This window comes from Streptomyces sp. Edi4 (genome assembly GCF_040253615.1).
Lineage (GTDB): Bacteria > Actinomycetota > Actinomycetes > Streptomycetales > Streptomycetaceae > Streptomyces.
This window is the reverse complement of record NZ_JBEJGY010000004.1, coordinates 6,471,964-6,492,802: the sequence shown is the minus strand read 5'-3', so window position 1 is coordinate 6,492,802 and position 20,839 is coordinate 6,471,964. Positions and strand designations below refer to the sequence as shown.

The window sequence follows — 20,839 nt, the reverse complement described above, 5'->3', positions numbered from 1 at the left end:
CCGCGCGGCTCAGTGGGTGGCGAGACGGAAGGCCACCTGTCCGAAGCTCACCTGGTCCCCGTGGTCCACGGCCACCGCTCCGGTCACCCGGCGCCCGTTGACGCAGGTCCCGTTGGTCGAGCCGAGATCGCGCAGGTGCCACCCGCCGGCCTGGAAGACGAGTTCCGCGTGCAGCCGCGAGACCGATTCGTGGTTCAGGCGCAGCCCGTTGGCCGGGTCGCGGCCTATCCGCAGCGGCCCGGGGCCCGGCGCGGGGAAGAGCAGTTTGGGCAGCCGCTCCCACTGCCAGGCCCTGCGCAGGGAGAGGGAGAACCCCGACACCCGGCCGACCGCGCCGAACACCGCCTTCGACCACCGGCCCCGGCGCTCCAAGTCGGCGGTGAGGGCGCCCAGTTCGTCCGGGGTGCGGGCGACGAGGGCGATCTCCATGCGCCGCAGGAAGGTGTCGTGCGACAGCTTGCCCTCGGCGGCGCCCTCGCGCAGCACGTCCAGCACCCGGTCGCGTTCGGCGTCGGAGAGCCGCGCGGGCGCCGAAGAGGTCCGGAATTCGAAGGAGGGCGTCACGCCACCGATTGTCCGTCGGCGGGGCCGGACGTGTCCAGCAGCGATCCACCCGCCCCGGCTCCCCCGCAAGAGCCACCACCAGCGCCTCGCCCCGTCCCGCCGCGCGCCGACGTCACCACCACCACGCCCCCGCCCCGCCGCACGCGCGCGGACGCGACGATCACCCGGGCGCCGGGCCGCGCCAATTGCGTTGCGCAAGCGCCCCGGTGCGCTGTTAGGGTGCGCCGACCCCACGCCACGATCAAGGGACCTTCTTGACGACCTCCTCGTCGGACATCACCATCCGCCCGCTCGCATCAGCCGCCGAACTCGGGCTCTTCCAGCAGCTTTCCTACGTCCTCGACCACGAGTTGGCGGACGACCTGGCCACCGGCCGCCGCCGCCCGGGCTGGATGTGGGTGGCCATGCGCGACGGCCGCGTGCGGGCGCGCGCCGCGTGGTGGACGGCCAGGCGCGGCGACGCACCGCGCTGCCTCGACGTCCTCGACGTGGACGACTCCCTGCCACCGGCCGAGCGCCACGAGATCGGCCTGCGCCTCATGGAGACGGCGACCCGTGCCGTGGGCGCGGCGGGCGCCCCGCGCCCCGAATACGGCCGCTTCGTGCCCGGGGACTGGCGCGAGGACCCCGCCGCCCGCGAGGTCGTCGAAACGCGCCTGAACATCCTGGCCGCGTCCGGCGCGACCCCCCTGGTCGAACGGCTGCGCCTGGAGTGGCGCCCGGGCACCCCGATTCCGGACCCGTCCGGCCGCCTGACGTTCCGCCCCGCCACCGACCGCGCCGAACTCGTCTCCCTGATGGAACGCGTCGCGCGGGCTCCTTGGACGAGCACACCCGCGAGGACCTGCTCACCATGACCCCGCGCCAGTCCGCGGAGCTCATGTACGAGGAGGAGTTCGAGACGTTCACGACGCCACGCGAGTGGTGGCGGATCGCCGAGCTCAAGGACGGCGGCGACCCCGTCGGGTTCGTGATCCCGGCCCGCAACAACTACCACCCGATCATCGCCTACATCGGGGTGCTGCCGGCCCATCGGGGCCACGGCCACATCGACGACATCCTGGCCGAGGGCACCCGGATCCTCGCCGGACAGAGCGTGCCCCGGATCCGCGCCGCGACGGACCTGCCGAACGTCCCCATGGCGCACGCGTTCGCCCGTGCGGGCTACGTCGTCTTCGAGCGCTCGATCAACATGATCTGGAAGTAGTCCCGAAGTGCGGGCGTGTCCCCCTCGTCTGTCGCACCATGGTCGCAACCGGTTACGACAGGGGGACACGCCAGTGCTGTTCGAAGTGTGGGCACCGCACGCCGACCGCGCCGCCCTGCGCCTGGAGGGCGCCACCCATCCCATGCGCCGCCATCCCGTTCGCGCGGGCTGGTGGCTGTCCGAGGCCGAGGCCCGCCCCGGCGACCGCTACGGGTACGTACTGGACGACGGGCCCGTCCTTCCCGACCCGCGCTCGCGCCGCCAGCCCGAGGGGCCCGACGGCCCGAGCGCCGTCGTCGCCCACGACACCTTCGCCTGGCAGCACCCCTGGCCGGGCGGCCGCCCGCTCCAGGACGCCGTCCTGTACGAACTGCACATCGGCACCTTCACCACCGACGGCACCCTGGACGCCGCTGCCCAACAGCTGCGCCACCTCGTCGAGTTGGGCATCACCCACATCGAGCTGATGCCGGTGTGCCCCTTCCCCGGCCGGCACGGCTGGGGGTACGAGGGCGTCTCGCTGTGGGCGGTGCACGAGCCCTACGGCGGCCCCGAGGCGCTGAAGAGGTTCGTCGACGCGGCACACGCACACGGCCTCGGCGTGGTCCTGGACGTCGTGCACAACCACCTGGGCCCGTCCGGCAACTATCTCCCCGCCTTCGGGCCGTACTTCACGGACACCCATCACACCCCCTGGGGCGCGGCCGTCAATCTGGACGCCCCCGGCTCCGACGAGGTCCGCGCCTACTTCCTGGAGAGCGCGCTGGCCTGGCTGCGCGACTACCACCTCGACGGGCTGCGCCTCGACGCGGTGCACGCCCTGGCCGACACCCGCGCGTACACCTACCTCGAGGAGCTCTCGACCGCCGTCGACGCGCTCGCGGCCGAACTCGGCCGGCCGCTCTTCCTCATCGCCGAGTCCGACACCTGCGATCCGCGCACCACCACCCCGCGCGAGGAGGGCGGCCTCGGCCTGCGCGCCCAGTGGAACGACGACTTCCACCATGCGCTGCACAGCGCGCTCACGGGCGAATCCCAGGGCTACTACGCCGACTTCGCCCGCGCCCCGCTCGGCGCGCTCGCCAAGACGCTGACCCGCGTCTTCTTCCACGACGGTACGTATTCGAGTTTCCGCGGCCGCACCCACGGGCGCCCCGTCGACCGCGCCCACACCCCCGCCCACCGCTTCCTCGGCTACTCCGGGACCCACGACCAGATCGGCAACCGCGCCCAGGGCGACCGCCTCTCCGCGAGCCTGACACCGGGCCTGCTGGCCTGCGCGGCGACGCTGACCCTGACGAGCCCGTTCCCGCCGATGATCTTCATGGGCGAGGAGTGGGGCGCCCGCACTCCCTGGCAGTTCTTCACCGACCACACCGACCCCGAGCTCGCCCGCGCGGTACGCGAGGGCCGGCGAAGGGAGTTCACCTCGCACGGCTGGTCGGCCGAGGACATTCCCGACCCGCAGGACCCGGCCACTCGCCTTCGTTCCTGCCTGGACTGGGCGGAGCCGGCGGCCGAACCCCACGCGCGGCTGCTCGCCTGGTACCGCGAGCTCATCGCCCTGCGCCGCGAGCGTCCCGACCTCACCGACCCCGACCTCGCGTCCGTCAAGGTGGCGTACGACGAGGAGGCGCGCTGGCTCACCTACCGGCGCGGCGACCTGCGCGTCGTGGTCAACCTGTCCAAGGAGCCGGTCAGGATCAAACTCGGGGACGGCTGCCGCGTCCTCGCCGCCTGGGAGCCCGCCGAGGCGCCGGGACCGGACGGTCTGCTGCTGATGCCCCCGGAGTCCAGCGCCGTCCTCGGGCACTGAGCCGCGCGGCGCGAAGCCTGCGCCGCGGCGGCTCACCACCCGTACTACTGACGTTGTTTCACTCGACGATGGCCATGGCGCGGTCGGTGTTGTTCAAACGCCGGCCGCCGTCACTCGTCACGGTGACGATGTCCTCGATGCGCACCCCGAACCGGCCGGGCAGGTAGATGCCGGGCTCGATGGAGAAGCACATCCCGGGCACCAGGGGGCGCTCCTCGCCCTCGATCATGTACGGCGGTTCGTGGGTGGTCACGCCGATGCCGTGGCCGGTGCGGTGGATGAAGTACTCGCCGAACCCGGCCTCCGTGATCACCGCGCGCGCCGCCCGGTCCACGTCCTGGCAGGTGGCACCGGGCCGCACCGCGGCGAAGCCCGCCTCCTGCGCCTCACGCACCACGTCGTGGACGCGCTGCTCCTCGGCGCTGGGCTCGCCGACATGGACGGTACGAGTGGTGTCCGACCCGTACCCGTGCTTGAGCCCGCCGAAGTCGAGCACCACCATGTCGCCCTGTCCGATCGTGCGCTCGCCCGCCTCGTGGTGCGGATTGGCCCCGTTGGGGCCGGAACCCACCACCGTGAAGTCCACTTGTTCGTGGCCGTACTTGAGCAGCAGCCCGGCCAGATCGGCGGCGACGTCGAGCTCCCTGCGGCCCGCGAACGGTACCTTCACGATCTCCCGGAACGTCTCGTCGGCCGCGTCGCCCGCCGCCTCGAGACGGGCCAGTTCGTGCTCGTCCTTGACCGCGCGCAGCATGGGCAGCGCCTCGGTGAGGGAGACGTAGGAGGTACCGGGCAACTCCCGCTGGAAACCGAGCAGATGCATCGCCCAGGCGTTGTCGCTGACGCCGAACCTGCCGACGTCGGCGAGGAGCGGCGCCGTCACGGTGTACGGGTCCTTGCCGTCGGTCCAGTCCCGCAGGCTCAGCGCGGCGGCGCCGGCGGCGTGCGCGGCGTCCGGCGCTTCGAGCTTCGGCACGACCAGGACCGGGTCCTGCCCCGGCGCCAGCACGAGGACGGTCAGCCGCTCGGTGAGAGCGGTCGGCTGGTAGCCGGTGAGATAGACGAGGTCGGGACCAGGGGCGACGAGGAGACCGGCCAGGCCGGCGTCGGCGGCGGCCTGGGCGGCGCGGGCCATCCGGGCCCGGTAGTCGTCGGCGGTGAAGGGCGCGGGAACAGGTGCTGTGGACATGCCCTCATCCTGCCCGGGCGCACCTCAGGACGCGAGGGGCCTGGCCCGATCGCGCGCCTCCCGGTCAAGTCTTCCGGCGTGTCCCCGCTCGGCACTCCCTCGGGCCCGCCCGTGCCTCAGAGCCCGTCCATCTCCTGATCGACAAGCCGCTCGAGCAGCTCGCCGAATTCGTCGCCCACGACAATGCGCAGTCCATCACCGTCGCGGTCGCTGAGCTGCGTGAGCACGCCGCCCCGCCACCAGTAGACATACGGGCTGATGGACCCGGGGGTGTCCTCGAAACCGGAGGCGGCGAAGGACGCCATGGCGTTGAGGGCGAGAACCATGCCGGAGTCCCGGATGACGTGGAAGGCGAGCTGATGGCGGAAAGGCATCGCCACCAGAGCGCCGTCCGGCGGGAGTTCCTGCCCGGTCACCTGACGGACCACGGTCTCCAGGGCGAGCACACGGCTCGCCGTGTAGAAGGAGTCACCCACGACGAGCTCGAAGCGCGTCCCGTCGTCGCCCTTGACCCTCTCATGCCCCTCGACGGGCAGCTCCCGCAGATTACGCAAGGCCATTTCCCGCAGGTCAGGCACCTTGCCGAGGGGTTCAAGCGCCTCGTCGGTGAGCATCATGACGCTCTCGGGGAGATCGAGGGCAAGGATCTCGTAGAGGCCGGGGGCCACACTGCGCGCATACCCGAAGCTCTGCGGATCGAGCCCGTCCCCGCTGATCACCCGGGGGTAGAGCTGGGCCCGGATCTGGTCGGGCGGCATGGTGTCGAGCGCGGAGGGCGCGTCCATCGTGCGCAGGACCATACCGACATGTCTGCGGATCAATTCCGGCCAGACGCGCGGCCCCCGGGGTTCGTTGTGGCAGACGGCGGCGAGGTTGCCGAGGCCGAACCGCCGGCCGCCGCTGTCCTTCACCGAGTCCGCGTAGACGGTGACCTCGAGGCCCAGCTCGGCGAACGCCTCCCTGACCAGGGCGCGGAAGCGGGCGCCCTCGTCGGTCGAGAAGAAGCCGAACTCGGAATCCCGTGGAACGTCGCTCGCGTCCCGCCTCGGCCCTCGTCGGAATATCCCCACGTCTGCTGCCTTCCCCTCACACGGTCCGCCCCGTCGCCAGAGCTGCGAGCCTACCCAGTGAGGCCCCGGGTGATGACAAGATCCGCCCGGGTCCGTCCCGCCGCCACGAGCCTCGCGTTGGCCTCGTCGGACTCCTCGACCCACCGCTCGGCGTCCGGCCGCCGCCTGCCGTGCCGCACATGCCGCTCGGCCAGGCCTCGGACCCGCTCCTCTTCATCGGCCTTGAGGTACCAGACCTCGTCGATCAGATCCGCGATCCGCGCCCACGTCCCCTCGTCGTGCAGCAGATAGTTGCCCTCGGTCACGACGAGCGGCACCCGGGGATCGACGGCGATGCTCCCGGCGATCGGCTCCTCCAACGACCGGTCGAAATCCGGCGCGTAGACGACGGTGCCGGGATCGGGTGTACGCAGCCGGGCCAGCAGCGCCGCGTATCCGGCGGCGTCGAAGGTGTCGGGGGCGCCTTTGCGTTGCGCGCGCCCGAGGCGACGCAGCTCGGCGCCCGCGAGATGAAAACCGTCCATGGGCACGAGCACGGCGTCCCCGCCGAGGCGGCTCACCAACTCCCCTGCCAGCGTGGACTTTCCGGCGCCCGGCGGCCCGGCGATGCCGAGGATACGGCGCCGGCCGGGGACGATGAGGCCGCGAGCACGAACTACGAGCCGGTCCAGGTCGAGATCCATGCCCGCATTGTGCCCAGCGACGGTACGAGTAGTACGTATAACCTGCGTGCATGCCACACATCGCGCTGATCACTCTTGTCGTACGCGACTACGACGAGGCCATCGACTTCTACACCCGCGCCCTCAACTTCGAACTCGTCGAGGACACCGACCGCGGGGACGGTTCCCGCTGGGTGGTCGTCCGCCCCGCAGGCGCGCCGGGCGACACCACTTCGCTGCTGCTGGCCCGTGCCAAGGGTGAACGGCAGTCGTCGAGCGTGGGCGCGCAGACCGGCGGCCGGGTCGGATTCTTCCTCCACACCGAGGACTTCACCCGCGACCACGCCAGGATGCTGGCCGCCGGGGTCCGTTTCCTGGAGGAGCCGCGCCATGAGTCGTACGGCTCGGTTGCGGTGTTCGAGGACCTGTACGGAAACCGCTGGGACTTGCTCCAGCCGGCTTGAGGGCGGCTGCGGTCCCTTCGCGGGGCGCGCTGAACCCGGACGGCCACCTGGACGTCGCAAACGCGAGAAAGCCCCGCACCGTCGACCGTATTCCTACGATCAGGTGCGGGGCTTTCCCCACAATTTGTTCGGCGGCGTCCTACTCTCCCACAGGGTCCCCCCTGCAGTACCATCGGCGCTGAAAGGCTTAGCTTCCGGGTTCGGAATGTAACCGGGCGTTTCCCTAACGCTATGACCACCGAAACACTATGAAGTTGAACTCGACCAGCACACACCCCAAAGGGCATGCGGGAGTTCATTGCTTCAGAACAAACACAGTGGACGCGAGCAACTGAGGACAAGCCCTCGGCCTATTAGTACCAGTCAGCTCCACCCGTTACCGGGCTTCCACATCTGGCCTATCAACCCAGTCGTCTACTGGGAGCCTTACCCTCTCAAGGAGGTGGGAACACTCATCTCGAAGCAGGCTTCCCGCTTAGATGCTTTCAGCGGTTATCCTTTCCGAACGTAGCCAACCAGCCATGCCCTTGGCAGGACAACTGGCACACCAGAGGTTCGTCCGTCCCGGTCCTCTCGTACTAGGGACAGCCCTTCTCAATGTTCCTGCGCGCGCAGCGGATAGGGACCGAACTGTCTCACGACGTTCTAAACCCAGCTCGCGTACCGCTTTAATGGGCGAACAGCCCAACCCTTGGGACCGACTCCAGCCCCAGGATGCGACGAGCCGACATCGAGGTGCCAAACCATCCCGTCGATATGGACTCTTGGGGAAGATCAGCCTGTTATCCCCGGGGTACCTTTTATCCGTTGAGCGACGGCGCTTCCACAAGCCACCGCCGGATCACTAGTCCCGACTTTCGTCCCTGCTCGACCCGTCGGTCTCACAGTCAAGCTCCCTTGTGCACTTACACTCAACACCTGATTGCCAACCAGGCTGAGGGAACCTTTGGGCGCCTCCGTTACTCTTTAGGAGGCAACCGCCCCAGTTAAACTACCCATCAGACACTGTCCCTGATCCGGATCACGGACCGAGGTTAGACATCCAGCACGACCAGAGTGGTATTTCAACGACGACTCCACAACCACTGGCGTGGCCGCTTCAAAGTCTCCCACCTATCCTACACAAGCCGAACCGAACACCAATATCAAACTGTAGTAAAGGTCCCGGGGTCTTTCCGTCCTGCTGCGCGAAACGAGCATCTTTACTCGTAGTGCAATTTCACCGGGCCTATGGTTGAGACAGTCGAGAAGTCGTTACGCCATTCGTGCAGGTCGGAACTTACCCGACAAGGAATTTCGCTACCTTAGGATGGTTATAGTTACCACCGCCGTTTACTGGCGCTTAAGTTCTCAGCTTCGCAACCCCGAAAGGTCACTAACCGGTCCCCTTAACGTTCCAGCACCGGGCAGGCGTCAGTCCGTATACATCGCCTTACGGCTTCGCACGGACCTGTGTTTTTAGTAAACAGTCGCTTCTCGCTGGTCTCTGCGGCCACCCCCAGCTCAGAGAGTAAATCTCATCACCGGTGATGGCCCCCCTTCTCCCGAAGTTACGGGGGCATTTTGCCGAGTTCCTTAACCATAGTTCACCCGAACGCCTCGGTATTCTCTACCTGACCACCTGAGTCGGTTTAGGGTACGGGCCGCCATGAAACTCGCTAGAGGCTTTTCTCGACAGCATAGGATCATCCACTTCACCACAATCGGCTCGGCATCAGGTCTCAGACTATGTGTGCGACGGATTTGCCTACCGCACGTCCTACACCCTTACCCCGGGACAACCACCGCCCGGGCTGGACTACCTTCCTGCGTCACCCCATCGCTTACCTACTACAAGTCTGGGTCACCGGCTCCACCACTTTCCTTTCCCCGAAGGGTCCGGAACGGCTTCACGGGCTTAGCATCGCCTGATTCGATATTGGGCGTTTCAAAGCGGGTACCGGAATATCAACCGGTTGTCCATCGACTACGCCTGTCGGCCTCGCCTTAGGTCCCGACTTACCCTGGGCAGATCAGCTTGACCCAGGAACCCTTAGTCAATCGGCGCACACGTTTCTCACGTGTGTATCGCTACTCATGCCTGCATTCTCACTCGTGAACCGTCCACCACTAGCTTCCGCTGCGGCTTCACCCGGCACACGACGCTCCCCTACCCATCCCAGCAGGCGTTGGCCCTATATGCTGGAATGACACGACTTCGGCGGTACGCTTGAGCCCCGCTACATTGTCGGCGCGGAATCACTTGACCAGTGAGCTATTACGCACTCTTTCAAGGGTGGCTGCTTCTAAGCCAACCTCCTGGTTGTCTCTGCGACTCCACATCCTTTCCCACTTAGCGTACGCTTAGGGGCCTTAGTCGATGCTCTGGGCTGTTTCCCTCTCGACCATGGAGCTTATCCCCCACAGTCTCACTGCCGCGCTCTCACTTACCGGCATTCGGAGTTTGGCTAAGGTCAGTAACCCGGTAGGGCCCATCGCCTATCCAGTGCTCTACCTCCGGCAAGAAACACACGACGCTGCACCTAAATGCATTTCGGGGAGAACCAGCTATCACGGAGTTTGATTGGCCTTTCACCCCTAACCACAGGTCATCCCCCAGGTTTTCAACCCTGGTGGGTTCGGTCCTCCACGACCTCTTACAGCCGCTTCAACCTGCCCATGGCTAGATCACTCCGCTTCGGGTCTAGAGCGTGCAACTCAATCGCCCTATTCGGACTCGCTTTCGCTACGGCTTCCCCACACGGGTTAACCTCGCTACACACCGCTAACTCGCAGGCTCATTCTTCAAAAGGCACGCAGTCACGACGCACTGAGTAAACTCAGCGCGCGACGCTCCCACGGCTTGTAGGCACACGGTTTCAGGTACTATTTCACTCCGCTCCCGCGGTACTTTTCACCATTCCCTCACGGTACTATCCGCTATCGGTCACCAGGGAATATTTAGGCTTAGCGGGTGGTCCCGCCAGATTCACACGGGATTTCTCGGGCCCCGTGCTACTTGGGTGTCTCTCAAACGAGCCGTTGATGTTTCAGCTACGGGGGTCTTACCCTCTACGCCGGACCTTTCGCATGTCCTTCGCCTACACCAACGGTTTCTGACTCGCCTCACAGCCGGCAGACTGTGAAAGAGAGATCCCACAACCCCGCATGCGCAACCCCTGCCGGGTATCACACGCATACGGTTTGGCCTCATCCGGTTTCGCTCGCCACTACTCCCGGAATCACGGTTGTTTTCTCTTCCTGAGGGTACTGAGATGTTTCACTTCCCCTCGTTCCCTCCACATACCCTATGTGTTCAGGTATGGGTGACAGCCCATGACGACTGCCGGGTTTCCCCATTCGGAAACCCCCGGATCAAAGCCTGGTTGACGGCTCCCCGGGGACTATCGTGGCCTCCCACGTCCTTCATCGGTTCCTGGTGCCAAGGCATCCACCGTGCGCCCTTAAAAACTTGGCCACAGATGCTCGCGTCCACTGTGCAGTTCTCAAACAACGACCAACCACCCATCACCCCACCAGAACCTGGTGAGTGCACTGGGGCCGGCACTTGAAGGCAGCCTTTCGGCCGTACCTTCAGATACCCAACAGCGTGCCCGGCCCGACCAGTCGACTTTCACGTTCCACGCCGAAGCAGTACTAGTGAGGACAACCAATCGTGCCGAATAGTCAACGTTCCACCCATGAGCTGACCGTGCAGAACATGTGTCTGCAATCGGTACTGTGCTCCTTAGAAAGGAGGTGATCCAGCCGCACCTTCCGGTACGGCTACCTTGTTACGACTTCGTCCCAATCGCCAGTCCCACCTTCGACAGCTCCCTCCCACAAGGGGTTGGGCCACCGGCTTCGGGTGTTACCGACTTTCGTGACGTGACGGGCGGTGTGTACAAGGCCCGGGAACGTATTCACCGCAGCAATGCTGATCTGCGATTACTAGCAACTCCGACTTCATGGGGTCGAGTTGCAGACCCCAATCCGAACTGAGACCGGCTTTTTGAGATTCGCTCCGCCTCACGGCATCGCAGCTCTTTGTACCGGCCATTGTAGCACGTGTGCAGCCCAAGACATAAGGGGCATGATGACTTGACGTCGTCCCCACCTTCCTCCGAGTTGACCCCGGCAGTCTCCTGTGAGTCCCCATCACCCCGAAGGGCATGCTGGCAACACAGAACAAGGGTTGCGCTCGTTGCGGGACTTAACCCAACATCTCACGACACGAGCTGACGACAGCCATGCACCACCTGTATACCGACCACAAGGGGGCGACTATCTCTAGCCGTTTCCGGTATATGTCAAGCCTTGGTAAGGTTCTTCGCGTTGCGTCGAATTAAGCCACATGCTCCGCTGCTTGTGCGGGCCCCCGTCAATTCCTTTGAGTTTTAGCCTTGCGGCCGTACTCCCCAGGCGGGGAACTTAATGCGTTAGCTGCGGCACCGACGACGTGGAATGTCGCCAACACCTAGTTCCCAACGTTTACGGCGTGGACTACCAGGGTATCTAATCCTGTTCGCTCCCCACGCTTTCGCTCCTCAGCGTCAGTAATGGCCCAGAGATCCGCCTTCGCCACCGGTGTTCCTCCTGATATCTGCGCATTTCACCGCTACACCAGGAATTCCGATCTCCCCTACCACACTCTAGCTAGCCCGTATCGAATGCAGACCCGGGGTTAAGCCCCGGGCTTTCACATCCGACGTGACAAGCCGCCTACGAGCTCTTTACGCCCAATAATTCCGGACAACGCTTGCGCCCTACGTATTACCGCGGCTGCTGGCACGTAGTTAGCCGGCGCTTCTTCTGCAGGTACCGTCACTTTCGCTTCTTCCCTGCTGAAAGAGGTTTACAACCCGAAGGCCGTCATCCCTCACGCGGCGTCGCTGCATCAGGCTTTCGCCCATTGTGCAATATTCCCCACTGCTGCCTCCCGTAGGAGTCTGGGCCGTGTCTCAGTCCCAGTGTGGCCGGTCGCCCTCTCAGGCCGGCTACCCGTCGTCGCCTTGGTAGGCCATCACCCCACCAACAAGCTGATAGGCCGCGGGCTCATCCTTCACCGCCGGAGCTTTTAACCCCTCAAGATGCCCTGAGGAGTGTTATCCGGTATTAGACCCCGTTTCCAGGGCTTGTCCCAGAGTGAAGGGCAGATTGCCCACGTGTTACTCACCCGTTCGCCACTAATCCACCCCGAAGGGCTTCATCGTTCGACTTGCATGTGTTAAGCACGCCGCCAGCGTTCGTCCTGAGCCAGGATCAAACTCTCCATGAATGTTTACCCGTAATCGGGTGCACACATCACGTAAGAGCGGGACGGAACCACCGGAATAAGGCGGCCCGTCCACAGCGTCCTCGCTGTGTAATTGCCTGACGACCACGAGGGCCGGCAGGACTTTTCAAAGGAACCTCGTCCCACCGAAGTGGAGACGGGGTTGTCAATCTGGCGTTGACTTTTGGCACGCTGTTGAGTTCTCAAGGAACGGACGCTTCCTTTGTACTCACCCTCTCGGGCTTTCCTCCGGGCGCTTCCCTTCGGTATTTCGTGTCTCCGACTCTATCAGACTCTTTCGTGTCCGATTCCCCGTCGAATTGGGGTTTGTCTTCCCGGCTGTTGGGCCGTTCCGACGTCCCGAACTCTAGCTGATTTTCCCGGCCGATTCCTAATCGAGTCGTCCGGTCCGACGAGAAGTGAATTCGGCATGCCGAACAACCCCCGTCGAGGGATCATGCTGAGTTGTGGGTGGCCGCAGAACCTGCGGCGGACGGTTGCCGCAGAACCGTTCCGGCTCCCTGGCAACCCGAAAAACCTTACGCCGCTGCCCACCTCGCGTCAACTCGGGCGTCAACCCCGCGTCATCGCGCGTTGTAGCGTGCTGCCGTGACCACGATCTTCGACTCCGGCACCGCAGTCGCACACGCCTGGTGGTGGCGTACCGGCGACGACTCCCCTACCTCCGCCGACCTGGCCCTTCTCAGCACGGAGGAGCGCGCCCGGGCCGACCGGATCGTGCATCCGGCCACCAAGGTGGGGTTCGTCGCGGGGCGCGCCGCCAGCCGGCGCATCCTCTCGGAACTCCTCGGCGTACCGCCCACGGACATAGGCCTCGGGCGCAGGCCCTGCCCCGGGTGCGGCGACCCGCATCACGGCCCGCCCGCAGTGCTGCGCCCGCAGTCGCCCCTGTGGATCAGCATTTCGCACACCAACGGCTGCGGCATGCTCGCGGTGGCCCACGTTCCGGTGGGGGTGGACGTCGAGGGCGTACGGGACTTTCCGGTCGAGGAGCTGGCCGAGTCCACCCTGACCGAGTCCGAGAGCCGGGTCGTTCTCGGCTCCCCCGAGGGACCGGCCCGCACCAGCGCCTTCCTGCGCGCCTGGACCCGTAAGGAAGCCGTGCTCAAGGCGGTGGGCATAGGGATCACGACCGACCTCCGCACGGTCGAGACGCGGCCGGAGAGTCCGGGGCCGGTCGTCGTGGCCGCCGGGGTGCCGGGCACGCCCGCGTCCTGGGCCGTGGCCGACCTCGCCGTGCCTGACGGCTGGGGCGCCGCCATCTCCGTACCCGCGAACTCCGACGGCAGTCACCCCGAGATCCAGCTGCGAGAACACGCGTAGGGGACGTCGCGTTCGGTGCGGCGCTTTCGTTGCCAGGGAGGGGAGGCGGTCGGCGGGATCCGGGGGCGTCGGGCGGGGGCTGGGCATGGATCCGGCCAATCGTTGCTTTTCCTCCGCCCGGTCGGGTTTTGGCCTCCGCTTGCCGTGTCGACCAAGGAAAGGTTTTTGCTGTCCGACAGGTTTCGGCCAACGTTCGGCAAGGCGACCTTTCCAAGAGCGACGGAGGGCAAACTTGGCCGATCTCACGTACTTGTGAGGGAAATCGGGGGAGCACATGGATCCGGTGACAGCTGTCGCGGCCGCGAGTGTCGCGCTCGTGGTCAAGGGAGCCCTTGAGGCCGCCGCCCAAGAGGCCGGGCGGTCCGGTTGGAGCGGCGGGGCCAGACTCATGGCGCGGCTGCGGGCCCGGTTCGGTGGGGACCGCGACGCGGAACTCGCTCTCGACCGGGTGGCGCGGGCGCCGGAGGACGAGGAGTCGCGGCAGGAGCTGGAGCGGATCCTCGCCGCCCACATGCTGCGCGATCCGGCCTTCGAGGCCGATGTCCGGCGGCTGGTCGAAGAGGCGGCCGCCACGATGGGGCGCGGCGGGCCGCAGGTCACCGCGGCTCTGATCAAGAACGCGCACGTCTTCAACGAGAAGGTCGAAGTGCACGGGGACTGGAACGTGTCCTGACAGTGGCGGCGCCGTGCTCCCCTGTGCCCGTTCGGTCCGGGTCGACTCGGCACCCGGTTCAGCCCGGGCCGGATCTGTTCCGGACCGCTTCGCTCGGGGTCGATCCTGCGCCCGGTCCGGGTCGGGTCTGGTGCCCGGGTTGCTCCGGGCCGGTCTGGTGCCTGGCCCGGGGGGGTGCTGCACACGGTCCAGCCCGAGTCAGATGTGTGCCCGATCGCCTCGCTCGGGGTCGATCCCGCGCCCGGGCCGGTCCCGGGCCGGGTCTGGTCCCGGGGGTTACTCCGGGTCGGTCCTGCACTCGGCCCAGTCCAGGTCGGGCCTGGTGCCCGGGTTACTCCGGGCCGTTCTGCACCCGGCCCAGCCCGGGAGGGTCCAGCCCGGGCCCGTCCTGCGTCCGGTTGGTACGGGGCGGGGTCCGAGGGTCGGCGGCGCGGTGATTGCCCGGGCGGTCCCGTCGGGCGCCCTGCTCCTGCCCGGGCGGGCGTGTTGGCGCTTGAGGGCGGTCGAGGCCGTCTTCTGATCCCCCTGTTCGTCGACCGGCACCCGCCGGTGCCGTTCCCCCTGTCTGTTCTGCTCCGGAAGACCGAGTGCCATGAGCAAGGAACCCCTGACCGAGACGCCGGACACCGGGCCGCAGAGCCCGGACGCCGACTCGACGGCTCCTGAGGCCAAACCCGCGCCGGAAGGCGAGCACCGTACGGACGGGGCCGAGCAGGACGGCCCGGTCAGCGAGTCCGATGCTCTGCGCAACCTGACCGAGAGCACGTCGGACGCCGACGCGGAACGGTCCGACGCGCTGCGGGCCGGCGCGATCGCCGACCTCATCGCGCAGCGTCTCAACGACGACGCCTCGGGGACCCGGATCGGCACGCTCGCGCTGTTCAACGAGACGGTCAGCTTCGGCGGCGGGTTCAACACCACGGGTGGCGGACGCCGGGCGGCCCCGCGCGGTCTGCCCACGCTCGCGCTGGATCCGTCCGAGGTCGCCGGACACACCGACCTGTTCGTCCAGCCCTCGGGGTACGGCGACGCGCTCGGCGTCCTGTGCGAGGAACGCCTGCTGGTGCTGACCGGCGCTCCCGGCAGCGGGCGCGAGGCCACCGCCGTGAATCTGCTCGGGGAAGCCCTCGCGCTGAGCGGCGGCGGGGCCTGCCACCGGCTCCTCGACCCGGCGGTGCTGCTGGAGTCCGACTGGACGCCCCAGGCGGAGAACACCGGGTACCTGGCGAGCCTGGAGGACGGGCCCGCGGGCGTGACGGGTTTCGCCGAGGCCCTGCGCCGACTGCCGTCCGTGGTGGCCGCGTTGCGGGCCGGCGGCGGCCTGTTGGTGCTCACCGGCGGACACGACCTGACCCTGCTGCTCCGAGGGCCCGGCGGCGCGGCGATCGCCACCCACGCCCTGCGGCCGGTCGACCCGCTGGCCGTCCTCGAGCGGCGCGTCCTTGGCCACGCCGAGGATCCGGAGTCCCGGACGGCGTTGCGCGCGCTCGTCGAAACCACCGGAGCGGCACGCGCGTTGCGGGAGCAGCCCGCGGCCCGGCACGCCGCACGGCTCGCCTCCGTGATCCGCGCCGGAGGTGACGTGGCGGCCGAGGCGGCGGCGCTGCGCGACCCGAGCGATCAGGTACGGGACTGGTTCGACCGCTACCGCGAGCCGGAGGCCCTGGCCTTCGCGCTGGCCGCCGCCACCCTGGAGGGCAGTGGCTACCTCACCGTCTCGGAGGCGGCGGTCAAGTTGTGCAGGGCCCTCACGCCGCCCGAACCCGCCGCCGTCGACCTGCGGTTCAGGGACCGCGTCGGCTACGAACAGCAGTGGATCCAGCTCGTTCCCGACGGCTCCGGGCCGCCACGGGTACGTTTTCGCAGCGCCCTGCTCGGTCAGGTAATCCTGCGCTACGCGTGGACCAGTCTCGACGGATGGCGCGAAGCCGTCCTCGCCTGGTTGCGCCAGTTGCTGAGCCACAGCGATCTGGAAGTGCGCGCGCGGGCCGCGGTCGCCGCCGGTGTGCTCGCCTCGGCGGATCACCATTACGCCGTCCATCGCTTCCTCACCTCTTGGGCGGGCGCCGCCTCCTGGCCGCTGCGGCAGGCCGCGGCCACCGCTCTCGGGGTGGCCGGGAGCCGCCCCGAGACCTCCGAGGCCGTCTGGGAGCTGCTGGACGGCTGGGCGCGCGGCGGCAGTTCGGCCCAGCAGCGCAGACTCGCCGGGACGGCGGCGAACGCCGTGGGCGGGATCCTCGGCCGCGAGGCCCCCGAGCGGGCCGTCGCCGTGCTGCGCGCCGCCCTGGACCGGGGCGACGACTGGGGCACCCTGCCGTCGGTCGCCTGGGGCGGCGTCCACCTCATCCACCAGGGGCAGGCCGGCACGCTGCTGGATGCCTTGCTGGAGTGGTCCGAGCCGCAGGACCTCTCCCCCATGGTCGTCAAGTCCCTGTCCGCCTTCGTCTTCGCGGCGAGCAGGCCCTACGAGCGGACGGCGGACGGTCCGGTCGCCGCTGTGCCCGGGGTGCCGCTGCTCCTGAGCGGGCTGCCTCGGCACGGCGACCGGCTCGCGGAGCTGTGGGCGCGCGCGCTGGCGCGGCGCCCGCTCCAGGAGACGGCGCTCGAGGCCCTGCGCGCGTGGATCGACACCTACTGCGACAAGTGCCCGGGCTCCCTCGACCCCTTGGGGACGCTCCTCCTCGACATCGCGAGCCGGCCCGGCTCGCACCGCCGACGGCTGCTTTGGTGGCTGGAGAAGTGGGAGGGCGACCGGGAGCGGCCATCGAAGAACGCGGCGGTGCTGCGCCGGCGGCTCGAGCGCGGCGCATGAGCGGACCCCACACACGACGAGCCGGGAGGAGCACGGTGGAGGCACAGACATACGATCCGGTGCTGCACAGCGAGGATCTGCCCAAGTGGCGCCTGACAAGTCCGGTGCGGCCGCCCGACCCCGGCCGCGCCCTGGTCCTGGTGCGGGACAGCGGGCCCTCCCTGACGGTCCGCAGTGGTGAGGAGATCCCTTCCTCCCGCTTCGGCGCGTACAGCGGCATGTACACGATCGACATGGCCGAGCACCGGCTCCTGCTGGACATCCCCCTCCTGAGCCGGGACCCCACGTTCTCCTTCCGCAGCCGGGTCGATCTGGTGTGCCGGGTCGCGGACCCGGCGAAGGTCGTCTCGCGCGGCATCCGGGACATGAGCGGCGCCCTGTACGGCTATCTGCGCAAGACGCTGCGCTCGGTGGCCCGCGAGTACGACATCGCCGAGTTCCACCAGGCCGAGCAGGCCTTGAACGCCGCGCTCGCCGGCTTCACGGGTGACGACGCGATCCGGCTGCGCAACCTCCAGGTGGAACTGCTCGTCGACGAGGACGAAATCGTCGGCAGCGGGCGGGAGTTCCGCGATGTGGAGCGGGAGACCCGGCTCGCCGGCATGCGGCGCAGACGGCATCTCGACATGATCCGCGAGGAAGGCGTCGACGGTCTGATCGCAGAGATCATGGAGCGGGAAGGGCCACGGGCGGCGCTCGCCTGGATCGAGAAGGGCGAGGCCGAGAAGCGCGAGGTGCGGCGCGAGGTCATGCGCATGGTCCTGGAACGCGGCGACGCCGACCGGGAGCCGTTCGAGCAGGCCGAGCTCGAACGTGCCGTCCTGGACGAAGTCCTGCGCGAGGGCGACGGCCTCTTCGAGAAGGCCACCCGCCCCGGCCGGCTGCGCGGCACACTGGCGCGCGCCCTGGAAGCGGATGCGTCGGCGCCCGAGGAGCGGGCGCCGCTGCGGGGTGAGGTCCTTGGGGAGGAGCGCGCTTCGGGGCGGGGCCGCGCGGAGCGGGGGCCCGGGGGCGGCGGGGCGGCGGGTCCGGCCGGGCCGAGGACGCCGCGCGGAGCGGGCCGTGCCGGTTTTCCGCCGACTGCCGACGATCCCTCGGCGCCGCCCGAGGACGAGCCCCTGCCGGGGGCCGGGGACCGCAGGGCGCGGGTCGTCGATGAGCACTGGCCCCCGGCCTCCGGCCCACGCGCGGGCGCGGGACGGCGCTCGGGCGGCGAGTCCGCCTCGCCGCGCGCGGCCTCGGGCGCCGAGCCGGCGCCGCCCGTCCGCCGGCCCGACGGGGATCCCCCCTCCGCCTCGGCGCCCCGGGTCAGCCGCGTGCGCGGCACGGCCAAGCGCGGTAGCCCCGGGAAGGACGGGCAGCGGTGATGAGCGAGCACGAGCCGGGGCACACCGTGCCCGCCCTGCGGCACGATCCGCGGCCGCCCTCGGCGCCGCCCGGCCCTCAAGTCCCGCTGGGAAAGCACCGGTTGGCGCCGCAGCCAACGCCTTTCGCCGTCGCGGGCGGCGTGCTGCCCCCGGCTGCGGAGGACTCCCTGCCGCGCCCGGCGGCGCCGGGGACCTGGGCGGCTCCCGGTGGCGAGGGCGGGGTGCGCGCGTTCACCGTGTGGAGCGAACGGGTGCCGGAGCACGGCGAGGACGCCGAGCCGTTCGTCGCCCACCACTGGGAGAGCCGCCAGGGACTGCTCGCGGTGTTCGACGGGTCGGGCGGCGCGGGCTCCGCGCCCGCCTGGCAGAGCCCCGCCGGCGCCCGGCGCACCGGGGCCTGGGTCGGCGCACGGGTGGCCCGCCTCGCCACGGACTGCTGGTTCCGCGAGCTGACCCTGGATGCCGAGCAGGCCGGCCCCGAGAGCCTGCACGGCTACCTGGAGTGGTTCCTGTCCAAGGCGCCGCAGCGGCGCAGCAAGATCGGCGGCACCATGCGCCGCCAGCTGCCGACCACGGTCGCCGGGGTGCACTACCAGCTGAACGCCGACGGATTCGTCGAGCTCCAGGCGCTGTGGGCGGGGGACTCGCGGGCCTACGCCCTGCATCCCCGCGACGGTCTCCAGGTACTCACCCGCGACCACACGCGCGAGAGCGACGCGCTGGAACTGCTGCGCAGCGACCCGCCGATGACCAACCTGGTGAGCGCGGACCGGGCGTTCGTGATCGACTCCCAGAGGCTCGCTCCGTTCGCCCTCCCCCTCGTCCTGGTGGCCGCCACGGACGGCTTCTTCGGTTACGTCCACACACCCGGCGACTTCGAGGCGGTGCTGCTCGAAACCCTTCTGCGGGCCGAGGACGAGCAGGAGTGGGCCGACCTGGTCTGCCGCGAGGTGCGGCGCTACACGGCGGACGACGCCTCGCTGGCCCTGGTGGCCCTCGGGCACCAGAGCTTCGCCGCGCTGCGGGACCTGTACGCGCCCCGGCTCGTGGAGCTGAGGGAGCGCCTGGGGCGCGACCGGCCCCGGGCCCTGGACCGCTCGCCGCGCGCCGTCGAGGGCAGCGCGCACCCGCCGGAGGACCCGGCGCAGCTGGGCAGCCGCGTCCGCGTCTGGCAGGACCAGAGCTGGCACGCCTATCGCGGCGCCTATGAGACCTATCTGCCGGCGGCATCCGAGGAGCACGCGTGAAACAGGGCGACACGATCGGCGGCTACCGCATCGTCACGGACCCCACCAACGCCAACGGCGGGAAATGCATCTGGGCCTTCGCGGAGAAGGACGGCGCGCCGTACTTCATCAAGCAGTTCCTTGAGCCCAAACGGCCTCGTGACGACGCCCGGGAGTCCCCGAGTCTTCAGATCAGGCGCCGGGTGGCCCAGGAGTTCGAGGAGCGCCATCACACGATCATGAAGCGGCTGCGCCCGGACGCGCGTGGCGGCGGCAACATCGTCCTGGCCAAGGACTTCTTCCACGAGGGCAGTACGTACTACAAGGTCACCGAGCGCATCGACACCTCCAGTCTGGAGAAGCCGCAGGCGCTCGAACCGCGGCAGAAGATGGTGCTGCTCAAGACGCTGGGCAACAGCCTCAAGCAGCTCCACGACATCGACGTCGTGCATGGCGACCTCAAACCGCTGAACGTGCTGGTGCAAAAGCGCGACGGCGCCGCCTTCCACGCGGCGAAGCTGATCGACTTCGACGACTCCTATGTGTCGGGGAGTCCGCCGGAGCCCGAGGACATCTCCGGCGACACCCTCTACGGCTCCCCCGAGTGGCGCCGCTACCTCCAGCGCGACGCGGCGCCCGGTGAACTCACGTGCGCGGTCGACATCTTCGCTCTCGGCCTCATGACCCATCTCTATCTCGTGGGTGAACTGCCGTACTACAACAGCAGGTTCGGGTCTCCCGCCGATGCCGTGAACGGGGGCGACGAGCTGGCCCTCAGCACCCGGCTCTCGGACCAGATGATCGGCCTGCTGCGCCGGATGACGGCCCGCGACGCCGCCGGACGGCCACGGATCTCCGCGTTCCTCGCGGCGCTCTCGGATCCGAAGGTGTGCGCGTTGCAGCACCGCCGCCCCGGAACGTCCAAGCCGGAGCGGACGACCACCGGGGGGCCCGGGCCGGCGGCCCCCGCGGCCGAAGGGCGCACGAGCCGCATCCGCGCCAACCTCACCCCGAGGACCCCGCCCGCACCCGAGCCGGCGCCCCCGGTGGACGCGGTGGACGCGGCGGCCCCCGAGCCCGGTCCCGCGCCGTCGCCCGAGGTGCCCGCACCTCGGCTCTCCCGCGTCCGCATCAACCTGGGCGACCGCGCCCGCCGCTCGCCGTGACCGCGCCGCGCAGGACCGCCCGCCC

The 20,839-nt window shown here is 68.6% G+C and carries 12 protein-coding genes, 3 rRNA genes and 1 pseudogene; 9 read left to right on the top strand and 7 right to left on the bottom strand.

Going from position 1 to position 20,839, the window contains the following annotated elements; all coding sequences use genetic code 11:
- Positions 1–9: 9 nt before the first annotated feature.
- Entirely contained in the window at positions 10–564 is a 555-nt protein-coding gene (locus ABR738_RS31235) for a DUF1707 and FHA domain-containing protein (RefSeq protein WP_350233282.1), read from the bottom strand.
- 254 nt (positions 565–818) lie between these two features.
- Here ABR738_RS31235 and ABR738_RS31230 point away from each other — a divergent pair.
- Positions 819–1,771, top strand: a pseudogene (locus tag ABR738_RS31230) (GNAT family N-acetyltransferase).
- A 73-nt stretch (positions 1,772–1,844) separates the two neighbouring features.
- The gene (gene treZ / locus ABR738_RS31225) at positions 1,845–3,587 is read left to right on the top strand and encodes a malto-oligosyltrehalose trehalohydrolase (protein WP_502964172.1); all 1,743 of its coding nucleotides are present in this window, start codon (positions 1,845–1,847) and stop codon (positions 3,585–3,587) included.
- A gap of 58 nt (positions 3,588–3,645) precedes the next feature.
- Here treZ and ABR738_RS31220 read toward each other — a convergent pair whose 3' ends face one another.
- The 3 genes from ABR738_RS31220 to ABR738_RS31210 all read right to left on the bottom strand — a co-directional run bounded on the left by ABR738_RS31220 (position 3,646) and on the right by ABR738_RS31210 (position 6,529).
- The gene (locus ABR738_RS31220; RefSeq protein WP_350233281.1) at positions 3,646–4,776 is read right to left on the bottom strand and encodes a M24 family metallopeptidase; all 1,131 of its coding nucleotides are present in this window, start codon (positions 4,774–4,776) and stop codon (positions 3,646–3,648) included.
- A 116-nt stretch (positions 4,777–4,892) separates the two neighbouring features.
- Positions 4,893–5,846: a DUF1444 domain-containing protein gene (locus ABR738_RS31215; RefSeq protein WP_350233280.1), complete on the bottom strand. Its 954-nt coding sequence runs from the start codon at positions 5,844–5,846 to the stop codon at positions 4,893–4,895.
- A gap of 50 nt (positions 5,847–5,896) precedes the next feature.
- Complete coding sequence (locus ABR738_RS31210; protein ID WP_350233279.1) at positions 5,897–6,529, bottom strand: nucleoside/nucleotide kinase family protein; 633 nt, start codon at positions 6,527–6,529, stop codon at positions 5,897–5,899.
- 50 nt (positions 6,530–6,579) lie between these two features.
- Between ABR738_RS31210 and ABR738_RS31205 the strand changes: the two genes are divergently transcribed.
- Entirely contained in the window at positions 6,580–6,972 is a 393-nt protein-coding gene (locus ABR738_RS31205) for a VOC family protein (protein ID WP_350233278.1), read from the top strand.
- 126 nt (positions 6,973–7,098) lie between these two features.
- Here the strand turns inward: ABR738_RS31205 and rrf are convergent.
- The 3 genes from rrf to ABR738_RS31190 all read right to left on the bottom strand — a co-directional run bounded on the left by rrf (position 7,099) and on the right by ABR738_RS31190 (position 12,229).
- Positions 7,099–7,215 (bottom strand): 5S ribosomal RNA (gene rrf, locus ABR738_RS31200).
- A gap of 90 nt (positions 7,216–7,305) precedes the next feature.
- Positions 7,306–10,429 (bottom strand): 23S ribosomal RNA (locus ABR738_RS31195).
- A 274-nt stretch (positions 10,430–10,703) separates the two neighbouring features.
- Positions 10,704–12,229, bottom strand: a 16S ribosomal RNA gene (locus tag ABR738_RS31190).
- Together the 16S, 23S and 5S rRNA genes form the textbook arrangement of a ribosomal RNA operon.
- Positions 12,230–12,835: 606 nt before the next feature.
- On the opposite strand from ABR738_RS31190, the gene ABR738_RS31185 reads away from it, so the two are divergent.
- From ABR738_RS31185 to ABR738_RS31160, 6 genes are all read left to right on the top strand, one after another.
- The gene (locus ABR738_RS31185; protein WP_350233277.1) at positions 12,836–13,570 is read left to right on the top strand and encodes a 4'-phosphopantetheinyl transferase family protein; all 735 of its coding nucleotides are present in this window, start codon (positions 12,836–12,838) and stop codon (positions 13,568–13,570) included.
- Between the two features lie 274 nt (positions 13,571–13,844).
- Complete coding sequence (locus ABR738_RS31180) at positions 13,845–14,243, top strand: hypothetical protein (protein ID WP_350233276.1); 399 nt, start codon at positions 13,845–13,847, stop codon at positions 14,241–14,243.
- 592 nt (positions 14,244–14,835) lie between these two features.
- A complete protein-coding gene (locus tag ABR738_RS31175) occupies positions 14,836–17,055 on the top strand; it encodes a hypothetical protein (RefSeq protein ID WP_350233275.1) in 2,220 nt (739 codons plus the stop codon).
- Positions 17,056–17,090: 35 nt separating this feature from the next.
- Positions 17,091–18,422 carry a hypothetical protein gene (locus tag ABR738_RS31170; RefSeq protein ID WP_350233274.1) on the top strand — a complete coding sequence of 444 codons (1,332 nt, stop codon included), beginning with the start codon at positions 17,091–17,093 and terminating at the stop codon, positions 18,420–18,422.
- Positions 18,422–19,669, top strand: a complete 1,248-nt coding sequence (locus tag ABR738_RS31165) for a serine/threonine protein phosphatase (RefSeq protein ID WP_350233273.1) — start codon at positions 18,422–18,424, stop codon at positions 19,667–19,669. The genes ABR738_RS31170 and ABR738_RS31165 overlap by 1 nt, the downstream gene beginning before the upstream one ends.
- Positions 19,666–20,814, top strand: coding sequence for a protein kinase domain-containing protein (locus ABR738_RS31160; RefSeq protein WP_350233272.1), 1,149 nt, complete (start codon positions 19,666–19,668; stop codon positions 20,812–20,814). The genes ABR738_RS31165 and ABR738_RS31160 overlap by 4 nt, the downstream gene beginning before the upstream one ends.
- Positions 20,815–20,839: the final 25 nt, after the last annotated feature.

Excerpts from the sequence above, each read along its gene's own strand:
- ABR738_RS31180 (WP_350233276.1), top strand. The coding sequence starts at position 13,845 with ATGGATCCGGTGACAGCTGTCGCGGCCGCGAGTGTCGCGCTCGTGGTC.
- ABR738_RS31210 (WP_350233279.1), bottom strand. The coding sequence starts at position 6,529 with ATGGATCTCGACCTGGACCGGCTCGTAGTTCGTGCTCGCGGCCTCATC.
- ABR738_RS31165 (WP_350233273.1), top strand. The coding sequence starts at position 18,422 with ATGAGCGAGCACGAGCCGGGGCACACCGTGCCCGCCCTGCGGCACGAT.
- ABR738_RS31175 (WP_350233275.1), top strand. The coding sequence starts at position 14,836 with ATGAGCAAGGAACCCCTGACCGAGACGCCGGACACCGGGCCGCAGAGC.
- ABR738_RS31220 (WP_350233281.1), bottom strand. The coding sequence starts at position 4,776 with ATGTCCACAGCACCTGTTCCCGCGCCCTTCACCGCCGACGACTACCGG.
- ABR738_RS31205 (WP_350233278.1), top strand. The coding sequence starts at position 6,580 with ATGCCACACATCGCGCTGATCACTCTTGTCGTACGCGACTACGACGAG.